The 17,338-nt window shown below is 34.4% G+C and carries 15 protein-coding genes; 12 read left to right on the top strand and 3 right to left on the bottom strand.

Annotated elements, in window-relative coordinates; translation table 11 throughout:
• Nucleotides 1–2,070, bottom strand: a 2,070-nt coding sequence (locus ABJI11_RS08710; protein WP_348351291.1) for a SusC/RagA family TonB-linked outer membrane protein, incomplete at its 3' end; no start/stop codon positions are given.
• A 328-nt stretch (nucleotides 2,071–2,398) separates the two neighbouring features.
• Between ABJI11_RS08710 and ABJI11_RS08705 the strand changes: the two genes are divergently transcribed.
• Genes ABJI11_RS08705 through ABJI11_RS08675 form a run of 7 tightly spaced genes read left to right on the top strand, consistent with a single transcriptional unit; the run spans nucleotide 2,399 to nucleotide 10,857 of the window.
• Nucleotides 2,399–3,424 carry a LacI family DNA-binding transcriptional regulator gene (locus ABJI11_RS08705; RefSeq protein ID WP_348351289.1) on the top strand — a complete coding sequence of 342 codons (1,026 nt, stop codon included), beginning with the start codon at nucleotides 2,399–2,401 and terminating at the stop codon, nucleotides 3,422–3,424.
• A 10-nt stretch (nucleotides 3,425–3,434) separates the two neighbouring features.
• The gene (pgmB, locus tag ABJI11_RS08700; protein WP_348351287.1) at nucleotides 3,435–4,103 is read left to right on the top strand and encodes a beta-phosphoglucomutase; all 669 of its coding nucleotides are present in this window, start codon (nucleotides 3,435–3,437) and stop codon (nucleotides 4,101–4,103) included.
• A 57-nt stretch (nucleotides 4,104–4,160) separates the two neighbouring features.
• Entirely contained in the window at nucleotides 4,161–6,464 is a 2,304-nt protein-coding gene (locus ABJI11_RS08695) for a glycoside hydrolase family 65 protein (protein ID WP_348351285.1), read from the top strand.
• A gap of 45 nt (nucleotides 6,465–6,509) precedes the next feature.
• Nucleotides 6,510–8,285 carry an alpha-amylase family protein gene (locus ABJI11_RS08690; protein ID WP_348351283.1) on the top strand — a complete coding sequence of 592 codons (1,776 nt, stop codon included), beginning with the start codon at nucleotides 6,510–6,512 and terminating at the stop codon, nucleotides 8,283–8,285.
• 57 nt (nucleotides 8,286–8,342) lie between these two features.
• Nucleotides 8,343–9,035, top strand: coding sequence for a glycerophosphodiester phosphodiesterase family protein (locus ABJI11_RS08685; protein ID WP_348351281.1), 693 nt, complete (start codon nucleotides 8,343–8,345; stop codon nucleotides 9,033–9,035).
• Nucleotides 9,035–10,315: an NAD(P)/FAD-dependent oxidoreductase gene (locus ABJI11_RS08680; RefSeq protein ID WP_348351279.1), complete on the top strand. Its 1,281-nt coding sequence runs from the start codon at nucleotides 9,035–9,037 to the stop codon at nucleotides 10,313–10,315. Before ABJI11_RS08685 ends, ABJI11_RS08680 begins: the two co-directional genes overlap by 1 nt.
• A 2-nt stretch (nucleotides 10,316–10,317) precedes the next feature.
• Nucleotides 10,318–10,857, top strand: coding sequence for a DUF1697 domain-containing protein (locus ABJI11_RS08675; protein ID WP_348351277.1), 540 nt, complete (start codon nucleotides 10,318–10,320; stop codon nucleotides 10,855–10,857).
• Here ABJI11_RS08675 and ABJI11_RS08670 read toward each other — a convergent pair.
• A complete protein-coding gene (locus tag ABJI11_RS08670; RefSeq protein WP_348351275.1) occupies nucleotides 10,854–11,327 on the bottom strand; it encodes a TspO/MBR family protein in 474 nt (157 codons plus the stop codon). The genes ABJI11_RS08675 and ABJI11_RS08670 overlap by 4 nt on opposite strands.
• 81 nt (nucleotides 11,328–11,408) lie before the next feature.
• Between ABJI11_RS08670 and mvaD the strand changes: the two genes are divergently transcribed.
• From mvaD to ABJI11_RS08645, 5 genes are all read left to right on the top strand, one after another.
• Entirely contained in the window at nucleotides 11,409–12,491 is a 1,083-nt protein-coding gene (mvaD, locus tag ABJI11_RS08665; protein WP_348351273.1) for a diphosphomevalonate decarboxylase, read from the top strand.
• Between the two features lie 147 nt (nucleotides 12,492–12,638).
• Complete coding sequence (locus ABJI11_RS08660; RefSeq protein WP_276493589.1) at nucleotides 12,639–13,577, top strand: mevalonate kinase; 939 nt, start codon at nucleotides 12,639–12,641, stop codon at nucleotides 13,575–13,577.
• Between the two features lie 13 nt (nucleotides 13,578–13,590).
• On the top strand, nucleotides 13,591–14,496 hold the full coding sequence (locus ABJI11_RS08655; protein ID WP_348351270.1) for a geranylgeranylglycerol-phosphate geranylgeranyltransferase: 906 nt from the start codon (nucleotides 13,591–13,593) through the stop codon (nucleotides 14,494–14,496).
• 75 nt (nucleotides 14,497–14,571) lie between these two features.
• On the top strand, nucleotides 14,572–15,414 hold the full coding sequence (locus ABJI11_RS08650; RefSeq protein WP_276493591.1) for a S4 domain-containing protein: 843 nt from the start codon (nucleotides 14,572–14,574) through the stop codon (nucleotides 15,412–15,414).
• Nucleotides 15,415–15,451: 37 nt separating this feature from the next.
• Complete coding sequence (locus ABJI11_RS08645) at nucleotides 15,452–16,513, top strand: putative zinc-binding metallopeptidase (RefSeq protein ID WP_348351269.1); 1,062 nt, start codon at nucleotides 15,452–15,454, stop codon at nucleotides 16,511–16,513.
• Here the strand turns inward: ABJI11_RS08645 and ABJI11_RS08640 are convergent.
• A partial coding sequence (locus ABJI11_RS08640; RefSeq protein ID WP_348351268.1) for a type IX secretion system membrane protein PorP/SprF occupies nucleotides 16,510–17,338 on the bottom strand: 829 nt, incomplete at its 5' end. The two genes, ABJI11_RS08645 and ABJI11_RS08640, sit on opposite strands and share 4 nt — an antisense overlap.

Raw genomic sequence — 17,338 nt, 5'->3', positions numbered from 1 at the left:
TTGTCTTGCGACAAAATTACCATATCCCAATCCATCTTGGTTACCTGTAATACCTGCACTTAAACGTAATTTAAGCGTAGATACGTTTTCACCTACAAATTCTTCTTCATTCATTTTCCAAGCAAAAGCTCCAGAAGGGAAATAACCATATTGATTTTCTGGTCCAAACCTAGAAGAACCATCAGCTCTCATTGTACCTGTAAATAAATATTTATCATTTAACGTGTAGTTAATTCTTGTGAAAAAAGATTGTAACTCATCTGTGTTGTCAAAAGAATCTGTATACACAGAAGTTACGGCACTATTAAGAGATCTTCCTAGTTCTTCTTGTGCAATTACAGATGGTAATAATCTATTGATTAACACTCCATTTGTGTTAGGTGCATAGTAGGCTTGTTGGTATGATCCAGATACAGAATTCTGCAAATCAGTAACAGCCCTTCTAAGATCTGCGCCCATTTGGTTTAAGTCACCGGTAGAATAACCTCTACCTGCAGCATTGAAACCGAAAGTTTGAAAATCTTGGTAACCAAATCCTACTAATGCTTCTAAGCTAGAGTTTTCAAATTCCGTATTGTAATTAACGGTAGCCTCAAAAGTTTTGTTGTTTCTTTCTAGTACGCCATAATTCCCTCTACCTATATCTGTAACACCTGCAATGTTGTTGATGTTCTTAGAAACCACTGAAGTGTTAGAAGCTTCAGCTTTATCTAAACCGGCATTTAATTTTGCAGAAATTTCTGGTGTAAAATTATATTGTACAGAACCGTTTAATAAGTATCTGTTTGTATTAGTAATATTCTGTGTATTGTCTAAGGCATTTTGAGGATTAACATTTAACCCTCCTGCATTAAAACTAGAGGAAGCTGGCCAAGTTGGGTTAGCGGCATATGCCCCACCTAAAACATCACCTGAAGCACCTGCTTGTGCACTTATCGGAGCTTGAGAATCATTAATTCTAGCGATGGACATTTGAAGACCAACAACTAATTTATCGTCTAAAAACCTTTGGTTGACATTAATTCTACCTGTAATTCTTTCCAAGTCAGAATTCTCTATGATACCAAATTGTTTTCCGTAACCAAAAGTGGCTCTTACGTTACCGCTGCCATAGTTTTTAGAATATGAAAGGTTTTGGTTTTGAGAAGCAGTTGAACGTAATACTACTTGTTGCCAATCTGTATTTGCCCCAAAATTAACAGCGCTAGAGTCACCTCCTACAGCGTCAACACCATCTAAGAACTCAGAAGCGTTTAAAAGATCAAATGTATTTGCCGCTTTTGAAATACTCAAAGAACTAGAGAAATCCCAAACGCCTTTTCCGCTCGCTTTTCCACTTTTAGTAGTAATAATTACTACACCGTTAGCACCACGAGAACCGTAAATTGCGGTTGCAGAAGCATCTTTCAAGATACTCATGCTTTCAATATCGTTAGGGTTAATAAAGTTTAATGGGTTTTTAACTGAGCTTTGTCCGAAACCGGTTTCCCCTTGTGGAGATGTATCGCCACTTCCTAATGGAACACCATCTACAACAAATAAAGGATTGTTGTTTGCACGTACAGAGTTAGAACCTCTAATGTTAATTTGTATACCTGCGCCAGGTTCACCACTAGTTTCTTGAATGTTAACACCGGCAGTTTTACCTTGAATCAATTGTTCAGGCGAAGCGATGTTACCACCATTGAAGTCTTCAGCAGTTACTGCAGTTACAGACCCAGTTGCATCTTTCACGGTGGTTGTACCGTACCCTATAATTACAACTTCTTCCAATGCTTGCGCATCTTCTTCAAGAGAAATATTAATTGAAGTTCTACCGTTTACTGTTACTTCTTGAGTTTTGTAACCGATATAACTAACGATAAGTACAGCACCTTTTTCAAGGGTCAATGTGTAATTACCGTCGAAATCAGTTTGTGTACCATTCGTTGTTCCTTTTTCAAGAACACTAGCTCCTGGTAAAGGTCCACTTGCATCTGAAACAGTTCCAGATACTTCTTGTGCCTGTATAAATCCAAAGCACAAAAATGCACCCAGAACTAACAGACTTTTTAGGAATGTAATCTTCATAAATTGTTAATTTAAGTTGAGTTAATTTAATTTCAATAGTTAAAAATATGTAAAAAGGTGTGTTGATAAGTGTATAGGCAAGTTTAAAAAGTTACGAAAACGGTTTCGTGTTGATAACTTTTTATTTTTACGAGTATAATGAATGTTAATAGGCGTTTTTATGATATTCTTAATTAGATACAGGGTTAAATATGAATATGTGATAACAATACAAATATATAAAAAATACTTTTTTCAATATATTTACCATTTACCTGTCAATTTTAAACTTTAACTTTTAGAATAATTTAAGTTCTTATCTTAAAACAGAAAACTTAAAATTCCTTTTTTGAAACCAAAAATCACATTGAAAGACATTGCTAAAGAACTAGATGTTTCTATTTCTACAGTGTCAAAAGCTTTAAAAAATAGTAAGGAAATTAGCAAAGACACAAAAGATAGAATTAAAGCATTTGCAAAATTCTATAATTACCGTCCTAATAATATTGCTCTTAGTCTTAAGAATAAGAGAACCAAGAATATTGGTGTAGTAATACCTGATATTGTACACCATTTTTTTACTACTGTTTTTAGAGGTATTGAAAAGTATGCGAACAGTAAAGGTTACAATGTTATTGTTTGTATTTCTGATGAATCATTTGATAAAGAAGTTATCAATATGGAAATGTTGGCTAATGGAAGTATTGACGGGTTCATACTCTCATTAAGTGCTGAAACGCAGCTTAAGAACGATTTTACGCATTTAAAAGAGTTATTGGATCAGGGAATACCGATTGTGCTGTTTGATCGTATTACCGAAGAAATAGATTGTGATAAGGTAGTGTTGAATGATAGAGTAATATCTATTGACGCGGTTGAGCATTTTATTAGTGCCGGATCAAAGAAAATCGCTTTGATAACTACCGAAGATTATTTTAATGTAAGTGAAAGTAGAAAAGAAGGCTATTTGCAAGCATTAAAAAATCATAATATTAAAGTAGATGATAATTTAATACTAACATTACCACATGGTTTGGATAACACCAACCTGATTACAGAGTTTTTTCAAAATAAGGAAATTGATGCAGTGTTATGTGTTAATGAGATTTTTGCTGTTCAGTGTATGAGTATAATTCAGCATTTTGGATACAATGTGCCCAATGATATCTCTATAATTGGATTTACTGATGGAATTCTATCTAAGTATTCGTCACCAAAATTAACTACAATAGCGCAACACGGTGAAATAATGGGAGAAAATGCAGCAAAGTTTTTAATAGATAGAATGGAGTCTACAGAAATAGAAGATGCACCTTTTAAAACCAAGGTTATAGACGCCACCTTAATTAAACGTGGTTCAACAATCAATAAATAGAAGAATGAAAATGAAAAAAGTAGGTTTTATATTTGATTTGGATGGTGTCATTGTCGATACCGCAAAATACCATTTTTTGGCTTGGCATAAACTAGCCAAAGAGTTGGGTTTTGAATTTACAAAGGAGCAAAATGAATTGTTTAAAGGTGTAAGTAGAAAAAGGTGCTTGGAAATTCTTTTGGATATTGGGAGTATAAAAGCGACGCAAGAACAGTTTGATACTTGGATGGTAGAGAAAAACGTAGATTATCTTGCGTATATAGAAAAGATGGACGCAAGTGAAATTTTACCGGATGTACCAAGAGTACTTAAATATTTAAAGAAAAAAAATATTCCTATAGCCTTAGGTTCTGCTAGTAAAAATGCAAAACCAATTTTAGAGAAAGTTGATTTATTACCGTATTTTGATAGTATTGTTGATGGTAATAATGTTACAAAAGCAAAACCTGACCCAGAAGTATTTTTAATTGCAGCCAAAAATTTAAGTGTTGACCCAAGCTCATGTGTTGTTTTTGAAGATGCGGTTGCAGGTATTCAAGCAGCTAATGCTGCAGGTATGGTAAGCATAGGAATAGGAGATGCTGAAATACTTAATGAGGCCGACTACAATTTTACTGACTTTACAGGAATAAGCGATGATTTTTTAGAATCGCTAATCAATAAAGAACATAAAGGATAAATTAAGATAGCAGTATTTTAATTTCATTTTTCAAAATATCAATTCAATTTAAATTTCATGAATCAAGATTATATAAAACCAGATAATTGGAGCATTATCGAAGAAGGATTTGACAGTGAAAATGTAAAATCTTCAGAAAGTATATTTAGTATCGGTAACGGTGCTATGGGGCAACGTGCCAATTTTGAGGAAACCTATACAGGTGAGACTTTTCAAGGTAGTTATATTGCTGGTGTTTATTATCCGGATAAAACGCGTGTGGGTTGGTGGAAAAACGGGTATCCAGAATATTTTGCAAAGGTGCTTAACGCTCCTAATTGGATAGGAATCAAAATCTATTTAAATGATGAGGAATTTGACATTGCAACGTGTAAAAAGATTTCAAATTTTAGAAGAGAGCTAAATATGGAAGAGGGTGTTTATACCCGTAGTTTTCAAGCTGTATCATCAAATAATGTAGAAATTGATGTAATTGTAAAGCGGTTCTTAAGTTTAGATATTGATGAAGTTGGTGCTATATCATACACTGTTAATGTGTTAAAAGCCGATGCTAAAGTGGTATTTGAGCCATACTTAGATAGTGGTATTACCAATGAAGATAGCAATTGGGATGATAAATTCTGGAACACTACAAATGTTACTGCTGCTGATAATCGTGCTTTTATAGAGGCGCATACCATGAAAACTGACTTTAAGACCTGTACGTTTATGCAGGCATCTCTAGAGTATAATGGTAATGAAGTAGTAGGCGTTCCTTCAGAAAAGACAGATAATTTTGTGTCTTTAAAATTTGAACAAAACGTAAAAGCAAATTCTTCGGTTACGTTGACCAAGTTTGGTGGTTATGTAGTTTCAAGAAATCACCCAAATGAAGAATTGATACAGGTAGCCAATAATAGTTTAAATAAAGTAAGTGCTTTAGGTTTTGATGGCTTAATGCAAAAACAAATAGAAGCATGGGCTGCTATTTGGGACATGAGCGATATCGTTATTGAAGGTGATATAAAGGCACAACAAGGTATTCGTTTTAATATTTTTCAATTGAACCAGACCTATTTAGGAACAGACTCTAGATTAAATATTGGTCCTAAAGGATTTACTGGTGAAAAGTATGGTGGTAGTACTTATTGGGATACTGAGGCTTATTGCATTCCATTTTACATGGCCACCAAAGATGATAAGGTAGCTAGAAAGCTATTGAAGTATCGTTACAATCACTTAGAAAAAGCTATTGAAAATGCTAAGAAGTTAGGATTCTCTAATGGTGCAGCATTATACCCCATGGTAACCATGAACGGTGAAGAATGTCATAATGAATGGGAGATTACATTTGAGGAGATTCATAGAAACGGAGCAATTGCTTTTGCCATTCATAATTACTTTAGATATACAGGTGATTATAGCTACATACCGGAAATGGGATTAGAAGTGCTTATCGCTATTTCTAGATTTTGGCACCAACGTGTAAACTTGTCAAAGGATAAAAATAAATATGTAATGCTTGGGGTTACGGGACCTAATGAATATGAGAATAATGTCAATAATAACTGGTATACCAACTATTTGGCAAAATGGTGTATTAACTATACGCTAACTCAATTAGATAAGGTTAAGAACGGTTATCCTGATGATTATGATAGAATTATTGGTAAAACCAAACTTACCGATAGGGAGTGTGAAAAATGGAAGAAAGTAGCAAGTAAAATGTACTTTCCGTATTCAAAAGAGCATGGTGTATTCTTGCAGCAAGACGGTTTCTTGGATAAAGATTTGGTACGGGTTGATGAATTACCAAAGTCGGACAGGCCAATTAATCAAAAATGGAGTTGGGATAGAATTTTAAGATCTCCATACATTAAGCAAGCAGATGTTTTGCAGGGTTTTTACTTTTTTGAAGAGGATTTCTCTACGGAAGATTTAGAAAAACATTTTGATTTTTACGAACCTTTTACGGTTCATGAATCTTCATTGTCACCATGTGTGCATAGTATTCAGGCGGCTAAATTAGGTAGAATGGAACAAGCCTATAATTTCTACTTAAGGACATCTAGGTTAGATTTAGATGATTATAATAAAGAGGTGGAAGAAGGTTTGCATATTACATCTATGGCAGGTACTTGGATGAGTATTGTCGAAGGTTTTGGCGGCATGCGTGTTATCAATGATAAATTATCCTTTAATCCTCAAATACCTAATCAGTGGAATGCATATTCTTTTAAGGTCAATTTTAGAAATAGAATAATAAAGGTAAATGTCACTGCAAAGAATACTACTTTTCAATTGATGGGAACTGAAGAAGTGACCATTCGTGTTAATGGAAAAAAAGTGGCGTTATCGCCAGATGAATTGACAACCGTATAATTAGTCATTAGTTTAGTGCTGTAAAGTTTAAAAGCGATTTGCCCCATGAATAGTAAGATTGTAATTTATCATGTATTTACCAGACTTTTTGGAAATACTAATACCAATAATAAACCGTGGGGTACTATTGACGAAAACGGGGTCGGGAAATTTGCTGATTTTAATAATAAGGCACTTGCAGAAATTAAAGATTTAGGAGTTACCCATATTTGGTTTACCGGTATTCCGCATCACGCGGTGATTAATGATTATACTGAAATTGGTATTTCTAATGATGATCCGGCAGTTGTTAAAGGTAGGGCAGGCTCTCCTTATGCGGTTAAAGATTATTACAATGTTAACCCAGATTTAGCTGAAGACCCATCAAAAAGGCTAAAGGAGTTCAAATCTTTGATTGATCGCACGCATAAAGCGGGTATGAAGGTTATCATAGATATTGTGCCTAATCATGTTGCTAGAAAATATGAAGGTAAAACGAATCCCAAAGGTGTTTCTGACTTCGGGTTTGGTGATGATACATCTGTGGAATATCAAAAAGATAATAACTTTTATTACATTCCCGGAACAGAATTTCAAACCCCTCAATGGCGAGATGGTTATGTTCCGTTAGGTGGAGATGTTCCAAATTTTTCCTATTCTAAATTAAAAGAGGTTCCAGCGAAATGGACGGGTAATGGTTCTCGCAGTCCGCAACCAGATATGAATGATTGGTATGAGACCGTTAGAATAAATTACGGTGTAAGACCAGATGGCAGATTGGATTTTGATATGTTGCCAAATGATTACGGGGAGAAAGATTATAAGGAACATTTTAATTATTGGGAAAAAAAAGTAGTGCCAAGCTCATGGAGAAAATTTAAGGATGTTGCCTTGTATTGGTTGGCAATGGGTGTTGATGGTTTTAGATATGATATGGCAGAAATGGTTCCGGTAGAATTCTGGAGCTATATGAATTCATCGATTAAAATGAATAATCCTAACGCCTTTATAATGGCAGAGGTGTATAATCCAGATTTATATAGAACCTATATTCATAAAGGTAAGATGGATTATTTATATGATAAGGTAGATTTTTATGATGGACTAAAACATATTATGAAAGGGTATGGATGGTCTGATCACCTACCTGTTGTTCAAAACGGTTTAAAAGATATTGAGCATAACATGCTTCATTTTTTAGAGAATCATGATGAGCAACGTATTGCGAGTCCAGAATTTGTGGGTAATGCTGAAATCGGTAGACCCGCCATGGTTGTTTCTGCCACGATAAGTACATCGCCAACAATGATTTATTTTGGACAAGAAGTAGGTGAACCAGCTGCAGAACATGCAGGGTTTGGTAGTCCGTCAAGAACTTCTATATTCGATTATATTGGTGTTCCCCATCATCAAAGGTGGGTAAACAACAAAAAATTTGATGGTGGTCAATCCACACCTGAAGAAGCTTCATTAAGAGATTTCTATAAAAGACTATTGAATTTTACCATTGGCAGTGAAGCGCTAATGGGTGCTTATAGAGAGATTCATTTTTATAATAAGGAAATTACAGAAAATTATAATCATAGGGTATTGTCCTATGTACGGTGGTCTGAGAATCAAAAACTGATTATAGTATCAAACTTTGATGTAAACGACCATTTTTCGTTCGATTTGAAAATACCGGTAGATTTAATAAATTTATGGAAATTGAAAGAGGGTAGTTACTCGTTGAACGATAAGTTATATGGGCATGATAATACTTTGCGTATAGAAAACGGAGAAGGGCATATTTCAATTAGCTTAAATCCTTTAGAATCCTTTATTTTTGAAATAAATCTATAGAACATGTTTAAAAGAATTACGTTAGCTCTACTTTGTCTCACTTTAGCATCTTGTCATATGAAAGAAGAACCATTAGTAATTGGTCATAGAGGAGCCATGGGGCACGAAACCGAAAACACTTTGCCGTCTATTCAAAAGGCAATGGACTTAGGTGTGGATATGATAGAGATTGATGTTTTTAAAATTAAAAGTGGTGAGATTGCAGTTTTTCATGATGATAAATTAGATCGATTAACAAATGCACCGGGTAATATAGAAGATTATTACGTTGTTGATTTAATGCAGGTAATTGTTGAAGGTGGACATAAAATACCTATGCTACAAGATGTTTTAAAGTTAATAGACAATAAAGTAGCCCTAAACATAGAATTGAAAGGTGCCGGTACTGCAGATAAGGTCAATCATATCATGAAGTACTACATAGAAAAGAAAAACTGGTCTCCAGATAATTTTATCATCTCAAGTTTTAATTGGGACGAGCTTAGGGAAATGCGTAAACACAACCCAAATGTAGCTATTGCAGTATTGACAGAAGAAGACCCGGTAGATGCCATACCTGTTGCTAAAGAATTGAATGCGGTAGCTATAAACCCATATTTCAAAAATCTAGATTTAGAGAAGGCAAATACCATTAGGGATGCTGGTTTTAAAATCTATACTTGGACGGTTAACGAACCTGCAGATATTGATGCCATGAAACGTATATCTGTAGACGGTATTATTACAAACTTTCCTGAACGGGTTAAATAATGTATGATGTTTTAGTAATTGGTGGTGGCGCAGCAGGTTTTTATGCAGCAATTCATATCGCAGAGAAAAGACCAAATACAAAGATTGCAATATTAGAGCGTGGTAAAGAGGTTCTCACTAAGGTTAAAGTTTCTGGTGGTGGTCGTTGTAATGTTACCCATGCAGAATTTAATCCCGCAGATTTAAGCAAGAACTATCCAAGAGGTGAGAAAGAACTTTTAGGTCCATTTCATACCTATGCAAGTGGTGATACCGTTGGTTTTTTTGAAGAACGCGGCGTAGCCTTAAAAATAGAAGACGATGGTAGAATGTTCCCGGTCAGTAATTCATCGCAGACAATAATAGACTGTTTTGTCTCAGAGGCAGAAAGGTTAGGTATTCAAGTAAAAACGCTTTGCTCCGTAACAGGAATAGAGCAAATAAATGAAGAACCGGGCAAAAAATGGAAAGTAACCATCGGCGAAGGTTGTATGTACTGCAAAAAGCTTATCCTGGCTACAGGAAGCAATCCTAAAATTTGGAAATATATTGAGGGGTTAGGCCATACAATTGTTCCGCCAGTACCATCATTGTTTACATTCAATATAAAAGATGACCGAATAAAAGATATACCTGGTGTAGCCACTCATGCTGAAGTGAAGGTAATACCGAAAAAGAATTTTGGCAAAAAGTCTTCAAAAACTAAATTTGATGCATCGGGTTTGTTTTCGGACGGACCGTTATTGGTTACGCATTGGGGAATGAGCGGACCAGCTATTTTAAAGCTCTCTGCATGGGGAGCAAGGATCTTAGAAGCGTATAACTATCAATTCAAAATTCAGGTGAATTGGGTTCCGGAATATCACCAAAACGGATTACTGGAATTGTTTTTAAAAGTAAAACAGGTTGAAAAGAAAACTGTTCTAAGAACCAAGGTGTTAGATATTCCTAAACGTTTATGGGCAAACTTGGTAAAAGCAGCTGGTATAGATGATACAACAACATGGCCAGAAATATCAAAACAACAATTAACTTTATTGTCAGAACAATTGACTGCAGGTGTTTTTCAAGTAAACGGAAAAAGTACTTTTAAAGAAGAGTTCGTTACCGCCGGTGGTGTAGACTTAAAGGAAATCAATTTTAAAACTTATGAAAGTAAAATTTTACCTGATCTATATTTTGCAGGTGAAATTATAAATGTAGATGCCATTACGGGCGGATTTAACTTTCAAAATGCTTGGACAGGTGGTTATATTGCTGCCAATGGAGTCGTTGAAGATTTAAACGCAAAAACGCATTAATCATGATAGCGTACATCGCATTCTTGAGGGGGATAAATGTCAGCGGAAAGAATAAAATTCCTATGGCTGAACTTCGAGAATTATGCGAAAGTATAAAGCTACAAGATGTTAAGACTTATATTCAAAGTGGTAATATTGTTTTTAAAAGCGTAATTAAATCTACATCAGAATTAGAAAGGCTAATTGCAGCAGCTATTTTAAAGAGATTTGGTTTTGAGGTGCCAATTATTGTAAAAACAGTTGAGCAGTTGTCTGCTATATTAAATGAGAATCCGTTTGCATCTAATGATAAAATCATTAAAAAGCAGCTCTATTTCGTTCTTATCAATGAGAAACCGAATATTGAAGGGTTAAGTAAGTTTAGAACGGAAGTTTTTACAAATGAGGAGTTTTCAATTTCTGACAGTTGTATTTATCTAAAGTGTAATGCTGGGTATGGCAAAGCAAAGTTGAATAATAATCTTTTAGAGCGAAAATTAAAAGTACTGGCAACGACCAGAAATTATAGAACAATGAATAAGTTGTTAGAAATGGTCGGTTAGTTCAGTTCCCAGATTTTAAAGTTCAAAGCTGTTGCAAAGCATACCCATAATATATACGGAATCAATAAATAAGCGCCAATTTTACTTACTACTCTAAACCATTTAAAGGTTAATATCAGCACTATTAAAAGAGCAATAATTATTAAAAGTGCATAAAAAGGCTGTTTCAGACCAAAAAACACAATGCTCCACAATCCGTTTAAAAGTAGCTGAAACCCAAAATGGTACAGTCCGGTTTTTACCCATTTATGATGAAATCCTTTTGCCCAGACCCAACCTACAGAAACGCCCATCATTACATAAAGAACGCTCCAAACAGGTGCAAAAATCCAATTTGGTGGGTTAAAACTTGGCTTGTTCAATGTCATATACCAATCGTTTACAGAGCTTTGTGTAACAACACTGCTTAGAAAACCTATGGTAGAGCAGACAATAATACCAATAAAGACGTACGTTAATTTTCTTTTCAATTGGTTGGTGTTTAGCTCTAAAATAAGGATTTATTTTTATTGATTGCCCTAAAAACTATATTTGCACAAATTGAAAATTCAATGTCAGAAAAAGATTTTATTCCAGTTCCATATACAACATTGAAAGAAGAGGGCACGGTTTCGTATTCTTCTCCCAGTAATATTGCTTTGGTAAAGTATTGGGGAAAGAGAGATAATCAGATACCTGCAAATCCATCTATAAGTTTTACCCTTGCGGCATGTGTTACTAAAACCAGTGTAAATTATAAAAAGAAGGATCAAAAAAGTGACGAGTTTTCTTTTGATCTTTTTTTTGAAGGTGAGGCAAAAGAAGAATTCAAGCCAAAAATAAATACGTTTTTAAAGAGAATAGAAGTCTATCTGCCATTTCTAAAAGAGTATCACTTTGTAATCAAAACTTCAAATTCTTTTCCGCATAGTAGTGGTATTGCATCATCGGCTAGTGGAATGTCCGCTTTGGCATTGTGCTTTATGGAGATGGAAAAGACGTTTTTAGATACTCTTTCCAATGAACATTTTAATAGAAAAGTTTCGTTTTTAGCAAGGTTAGGTTCAGGTAGTGCATGTCGCAGTATTGAAGGACCTTTGGTGCAATGGGGTGAAACACCTTCAATAGAAGGAAGTTCAAACTTATTTGGAATAAAATATCCTGATAAAGTACATGACGTATTGAATAATTTTCATGATACTATTTTATTGGTAGATAAAGGGGAAAAGCAAGTAAGTAGTACGGTGGGTCATGAGTTAATGCACGGGCACCCATTCGCTAAGCAAAGGTTTGATCAAGCACATGATAATTTACAGAAGCTAAAATCTGTTTTGTCAGAAGGAGATTTAGATACGTTTATAAATATTGTGGAAAGTGAAGCACTTACATTGCATGCCATGATGATGACAAGCAATCCGTATTTTATATTGATGAAACCTAACACCCTCTCTATTATTAATGAGATATGGAAGTTTAGGCAAGTATCTAAGACACATGTTTGTTTTACTTTAGATGCAGGAGCCAATGTTCATGTCTTATATCCTGAAAATGAAAAAGATATCGTTTTTCCGTTTATTAAGGAGAAGTTAGTGCCCTATTGTCAAAATGGGCAGTATATTTGCGATCGAATTGGTCTGGGTGCTAAGAAGTTGTAGGTGATTTAAGTACTATTTCTTTACAAAAAACGTTTGTAAGGGAATGATTCATCTAATTTGTTTAATCTTTTAGGGTAAAACGTTAAACTTTTTGTGAATCTTTGACTATATTTATATAAGTTTCAATATTTGCTTAGTTTTTAAAAAATGAAAGGACCTCTTTTTTATTCAAAAATTCTTCTCTTTGGAGAGTATGGTATCATTAAGGATTCCAAAGGATTATCAATACCTTATAATTTTTATAAAGGAGCTTTGAAGTCTGATGCCAATATGTCAAAAGAGGCAATAAAATCTAATGAGAGTTTAGAGTCATATGCTGTTTATTTAGAAGAGCTTACTGTAACTGAGCCGAATTTGGTTTCTTTTGATTTGGACCTTTTAAAAGCAGATGTTGCTGAGGGTATGTATTTTGATAGTTCTATACCACAAGGGTATGGAGTGGGTAGTAGTGGTGCTTTGGTAGCAGCTATCTATGATAAATATGCACAAGATAAAATAACGGTTCTTGAGAATTTAACTAGAGAAAAGCTATTGAAACTTAAAACGATATTCGGTAAAATGGAATCGTTTTTTCATGGTAAATCATCTGGTCTTGATCCTTTAAATAGCTATTTGAGCCTTCCTATTCTTATAAACTCTAAAGACAATATTGAGTCAACTAGTATTCCTTCTCAAAATGCAGAAGGTAAGGGGGCAGTATTTTTATTAGATAGCGGTATTATTGGTGAAACAGCACCTATGGTTCAGATTTTCATGGAACAAATGAAAAATGATGGCTTTAGAAGTATGCTAAAGAACCAGTTCATTAAACATACCGATGCTTGTGTAGAAGATTTCGTGAATGGCAATATTCAATCTTTATTCGGAAATTTAAAACAACTTTCGCATGTTGTTTTAGACAATTTTAAACCTATGATTCCTGCCAAATTCCATGCTTTATGGAAAAACGGAATCGATACCAACGATTACTACTTAAAGCTCTGTGGCTCAGGTGGTGGCGGGTATATTTTAGGCTTTACAGAAGATTTTGAAAAAGCTAAAACTGCGTTAAAAGACTATAAACTAGAAGTAGTCTATAATTTTTAGGTAATTTTCATAAATGCTTAATAGAAGAAATAAACTCTTACTTTTAAAAGTACTGAGTCTGTTTTCAGTGGTTAGAGGGTATAACATATTAGTTATAGCACTAGCTCAATATTTGGCGTCTATTTATATACTTGCACCAGAGCTTCCGGTTCGTAAAGTAGTATTTGATATTAATCTCTTTGTTATTGTATTGGCATCTGCATTGGTCATTGCCGGTGGTTATATCATTAATAATTTTTACGATGCAGAGAAAGATTTAATAAATAAACCACGAAAAAGTATGCTAGATCGTTTGGTGAGCCAACGGTTTAAATTAACAACCTACTTTGTGTTGAATTTTTTGGCGGTAGTAGTAGCTAGCTATGTTTCGTTCAAAGCTGTATTCTTTTTTTCATCTTACATTTTTGGTATTTGGATTTATTCGCATAAGTTAAAACGAATTCCGTTTTTAGGTAATTTCATATCAGCTACTTTGGCAATTACACCCTTTTTTGTGGTGTTCGTTTATTATAAGAATATTCAGCCGGTCATATTTGTTCATGCAGTATTTCTCTTTTTGTTGATACTAGCTCGTGAAATGGTGAAAGATTTGGAAAATATTTCAGGAGATTTGGCTCAGAATTATAGAACCATTCCTATTATATATGGGTCTAGAACTTCAAAATTGCTAATTTCTTTTTTAATTTTTTTGACCCTGGTACCATCTTTATTATTGATTTTTCGTTTTGATGTAGGGTATATGAACTTTTACTTTGTATTGTGTGTGCTCTTAATGATTTTGTTCATTGTACTACTTTTTAAAGCAAAAGCCCGTAAAGACTATGTTTGGCTACATAATATTCTAAAACTTATCATAGTTATGGGTGTTTTTAGTATACTTCTTATAGACATACAGTTAGTTTTGAACAGAATACTATAGTTGTTCGTAATATGTTTCATATAACTATTTGAACCGCAATGCAATTTCCTACCTTTGTGCAAAATTAGTACAGTTATGAGTAGGGATGATTCTAGTAGGGGAAAAAATGCTTCAGGTAGGCAAGGTGGTAATTTCAAGAAAAAGAGCTATGCTCGTGGTAATGCACCCGTTAAAAAAAATGCAGCGCCTGCCAAACCTAAAGATCCAAATTCTATTAGATTAAATAAATATGTAGCTAACTCCGGAGTATGCTCTAGAAGAGATGCTGATATTTATATAGCAGCAGGTAATGTTACCGTGAATGGAAAACCTATTACTGAAATGGGCTATAAGGTAAAATTGAGCGATGAGGTAAAATTTGATGGTCAATTATTAAATCCTGTGAAGAGAGAATATGTTCTTCTAAACAAGCCTAAAGATTTTGTAACTACCATAAGAGATGAACGTGGTAAAAGACATGTTTCTGGATTAATATCTAGTGCATCCAAGTCAAAATTATTGCCGGTAGATAAACTAGAAAAAGAGCATACAGGTTTACTTTTGTTTACTAATGATGGCAGTATGACCAAAGTGCTGAAGAGCCCTGTAAATGGAATGCGTAAGATTTATCATTTGGTTTTGGACCAAGAGTTAAGAAGTGCAGATTTAAAGAAGATACAAGAAGGTGTAGTTGTAGATGAAAAGGCGGTTCGTGTACAAGATGTTAGTTTCATAGCCGATGCTCCAAAAAGAGAGGTTGGTATTGAAATCTATAGTTCTAGAAATAAAATTGTAGAACGCATTTTTGATACCCTAGGGTATAAGATTCAGAAAATGGATAGAGTGGTATACGGTGGTCTTACTAAAAAAGATTTACCAAGAGGACACTGGAGATATTTGACTGACCAAGAGGTGATAAATCTCAAGATGATTAAATAGCACACTGTCTCCTCTCTGTTAAAAGAGGCTGTAGGATATGAAATTATTTCAGTGTACCAATTGTAAGAATACAGTTGTTTTTGAGAACAATACATGTTTAAACTGCGGTTTCAAACTTGGCTATTCTTCATATTATAATAAAATTGTTTCATTAGATCCAGATGCTACCGCATGGCAGGTTGACGAACTCGATGGAAAAACCTATGAGTATTGTGAAAACTATAAACATAGGGTTTGTAATTGGCTTATAGATGTTTCTAGAGGGCGTAAGTTTTGCCTTGCATGTACTTTAAATAGAACTATTCCACATCTTTTGGATGAAGACAATTTAGAAAAGTGGAAACATATTGAAATTGCCAAACATAGATTAATATATCAACTCTTACGTTTTAGATTACCTGTTGTCAGTAAAATCACAAATAATCAAAAGGGTTTTTGTTTTGATTTTTTAGACAAAGATGATTTGCCGGAAGGTTCCAAAAGTTTAAAAACGGGGCATGCAGATGGTGTAATCACTCTTATGATAGCGGAAGCAGACCCTGTTGTTCGTGAGCAGGTAAAACAGCAAATGGCTGAGCGTTATAGAACCTTGCTTGGGCATTTTAGGCATGAAGTAGGGCATTATTATTGGGATTTGCTTATTCGTGATAATCCAGATGTTTTAGCGGAATTTAGAAGCGTTTTTGGTAATGAATCCGAGTCTTATGCAGATGCATTGGCTAATCACTATAATAATGGTCCACAGGCAAATTGGCAACGAAGTTTTATTAGTAAGTATGCATCATCTCACCCATGGGAAGATTGGGCAGAAACATGGTCTCATTATTTACACCTGACCGATGTTCTTGAAACAGCCTATAATTTCGGACTAAAATCTGACCCAAAGATCACGGCTAAGAAAAATCTGAAAATGAATGCTAGTTTTGACCCTTATAAAGAAATTAATTTCAAAAAGGTTATGGATACGGGTATACCGCTATTATTCGCATTGAATAGTATGAACCGTTCAATGGGCGAAGATGATCTTTATCCTTTTATAATTTCAAAACCTGTAGAGAAAAAATTAGAATTCATTCACAATTTATTGAGAAAGATCTAGTCTCTACTAAAACCTTCTCCAAAACGGTAGGTTGCAATAATACCATGAGCATTACCTAATGGAGAATCGTTAGTTGCTACGTTGTAACTGTAAATTGCTCTTATATTTTTAAAAAGATATACTCCGGCTAATAGATTTATTGATGAGTTTGTTCTGTAGCCAGTTCCTAGTTCAAAACGGTTTCTAAAACTTACTGATATATTCATGTCCGCCTGAAAAGGAGCACCATTTTCATACTTTAATAATACGTTAGGTTTAATCATTAATTCTTCAAATTTATTGGAGAAGAATCGGTAACCTAAGTATCCGTAATAAGGTACATTGATTTCAACATTATCATCAGAAACTAGCATATCACCAATTACATTGGGGGTTGAGAAGCCTACATAAACATCGGCAAGATTTAAAAGAAACCCTAGTCCGATAGTGGGAATTGTTGCATTTATGTTCATGGCAAAATTGGGGTCGTCCATAATACCAAGTTCTAGTAAATTATCTTGATATTGCTGCACACCAGGTGATATAGAAAAGGATAATGAGTTGGGGGTGTATATTTGCCAATAAGGTCTGTTTTTTTTGGTATCAAAAAAGATTTTGTATGAGTAAGTGGCAAAAGCACTTGTTGAGGTGGTAACTCCAACTTCATCACGAATTAACCCTGCGCCTAACCCAACTTTACCTCGGTTTAGAGGAGTATGAAAACTTAGAGCGAAACTTTTAGGACTACCTTCAAATTGATTAAAAGTACCAGTGTTACTAATACCAATCTCTGCACTTGGAGCCAATCCTGCAAAAGCAGAATTCACTAGGTACGGGTTGTAATTG

The organism is Maribacter sp. (assembly GCF_039968975.1).
Taxonomy (GTDB): domain Bacteria; phylum Bacteroidota; class Bacteroidia; order Flavobacteriales; family Flavobacteriaceae; genus Maribacter.
The sequence above is the reverse complement of the archived record's forward strand: the minus strand, read 5'-3'. Positions and strand labels throughout refer to the sequence as shown.

Bases quoted from the DNA above. Each gene is read 5' to 3' on its own strand.
- ABJI11_RS08695 (WP_348351285.1), top strand. From the start codon at position 4,161: ATGAATCAAGATTATATAAAACCAGATAATTGGAGCATTATCGAAGAA.
- ABJI11_RS08685 (WP_348351281.1), top strand. From the start codon at position 8,343: ATGAAAGAAGAACCATTAGTAATTGGTCATAGAGGAGCCATGGGGCAC.
- ABJI11_RS08645 (WP_348351269.1), top strand. From the start codon at position 15,452: ATGAAATTATTTCAGTGTACCAATTGTAAGAATACAGTTGTTTTTGAG.
- ABJI11_RS08655 (WP_348351270.1), top strand. From the start codon at position 13,591: ATGCTTAATAGAAGAAATAAACTCTTACTTTTAAAAGTACTGAGTCTG.
- mvaD (WP_348351273.1), top strand. From the start codon at position 11,409: ATGTCAGAAAAAGATTTTATTCCAGTTCCATATACAACATTGAAAGAA.
- ABJI11_RS08650 (WP_276493591.1), top strand. From the start codon at position 14,572: ATGAGTAGGGATGATTCTAGTAGGGGAAAAAATGCTTCAGGTAGGCAA.
- ABJI11_RS08675 (WP_348351277.1), top strand. From the start codon at position 10,318: ATGATAGCGTACATCGCATTCTTGAGGGGGATAAATGTCAGCGGAAAG.
- ABJI11_RS08660 (WP_276493589.1), top strand. From the start codon at position 12,639: ATGAAAGGACCTCTTTTTTATTCAAAAATTCTTCTCTTTGGAGAGTAT.
- ABJI11_RS08690 (WP_348351283.1), top strand. From the start codon at position 6,510: ATGAATAGTAAGATTGTAATTTATCATGTATTTACCAGACTTTTTGGA.
- ABJI11_RS08680 (WP_348351279.1), top strand. From the start codon at position 9,035: ATGTATGATGTTTTAGTAATTGGTGGTGGCGCAGCAGGTTTTTATGCA.
- pgmB (WP_348351287.1), top strand. From the start codon at position 3,435: ATGAAAAAAGTAGGTTTTATATTTGATTTGGATGGTGTCATTGTCGAT.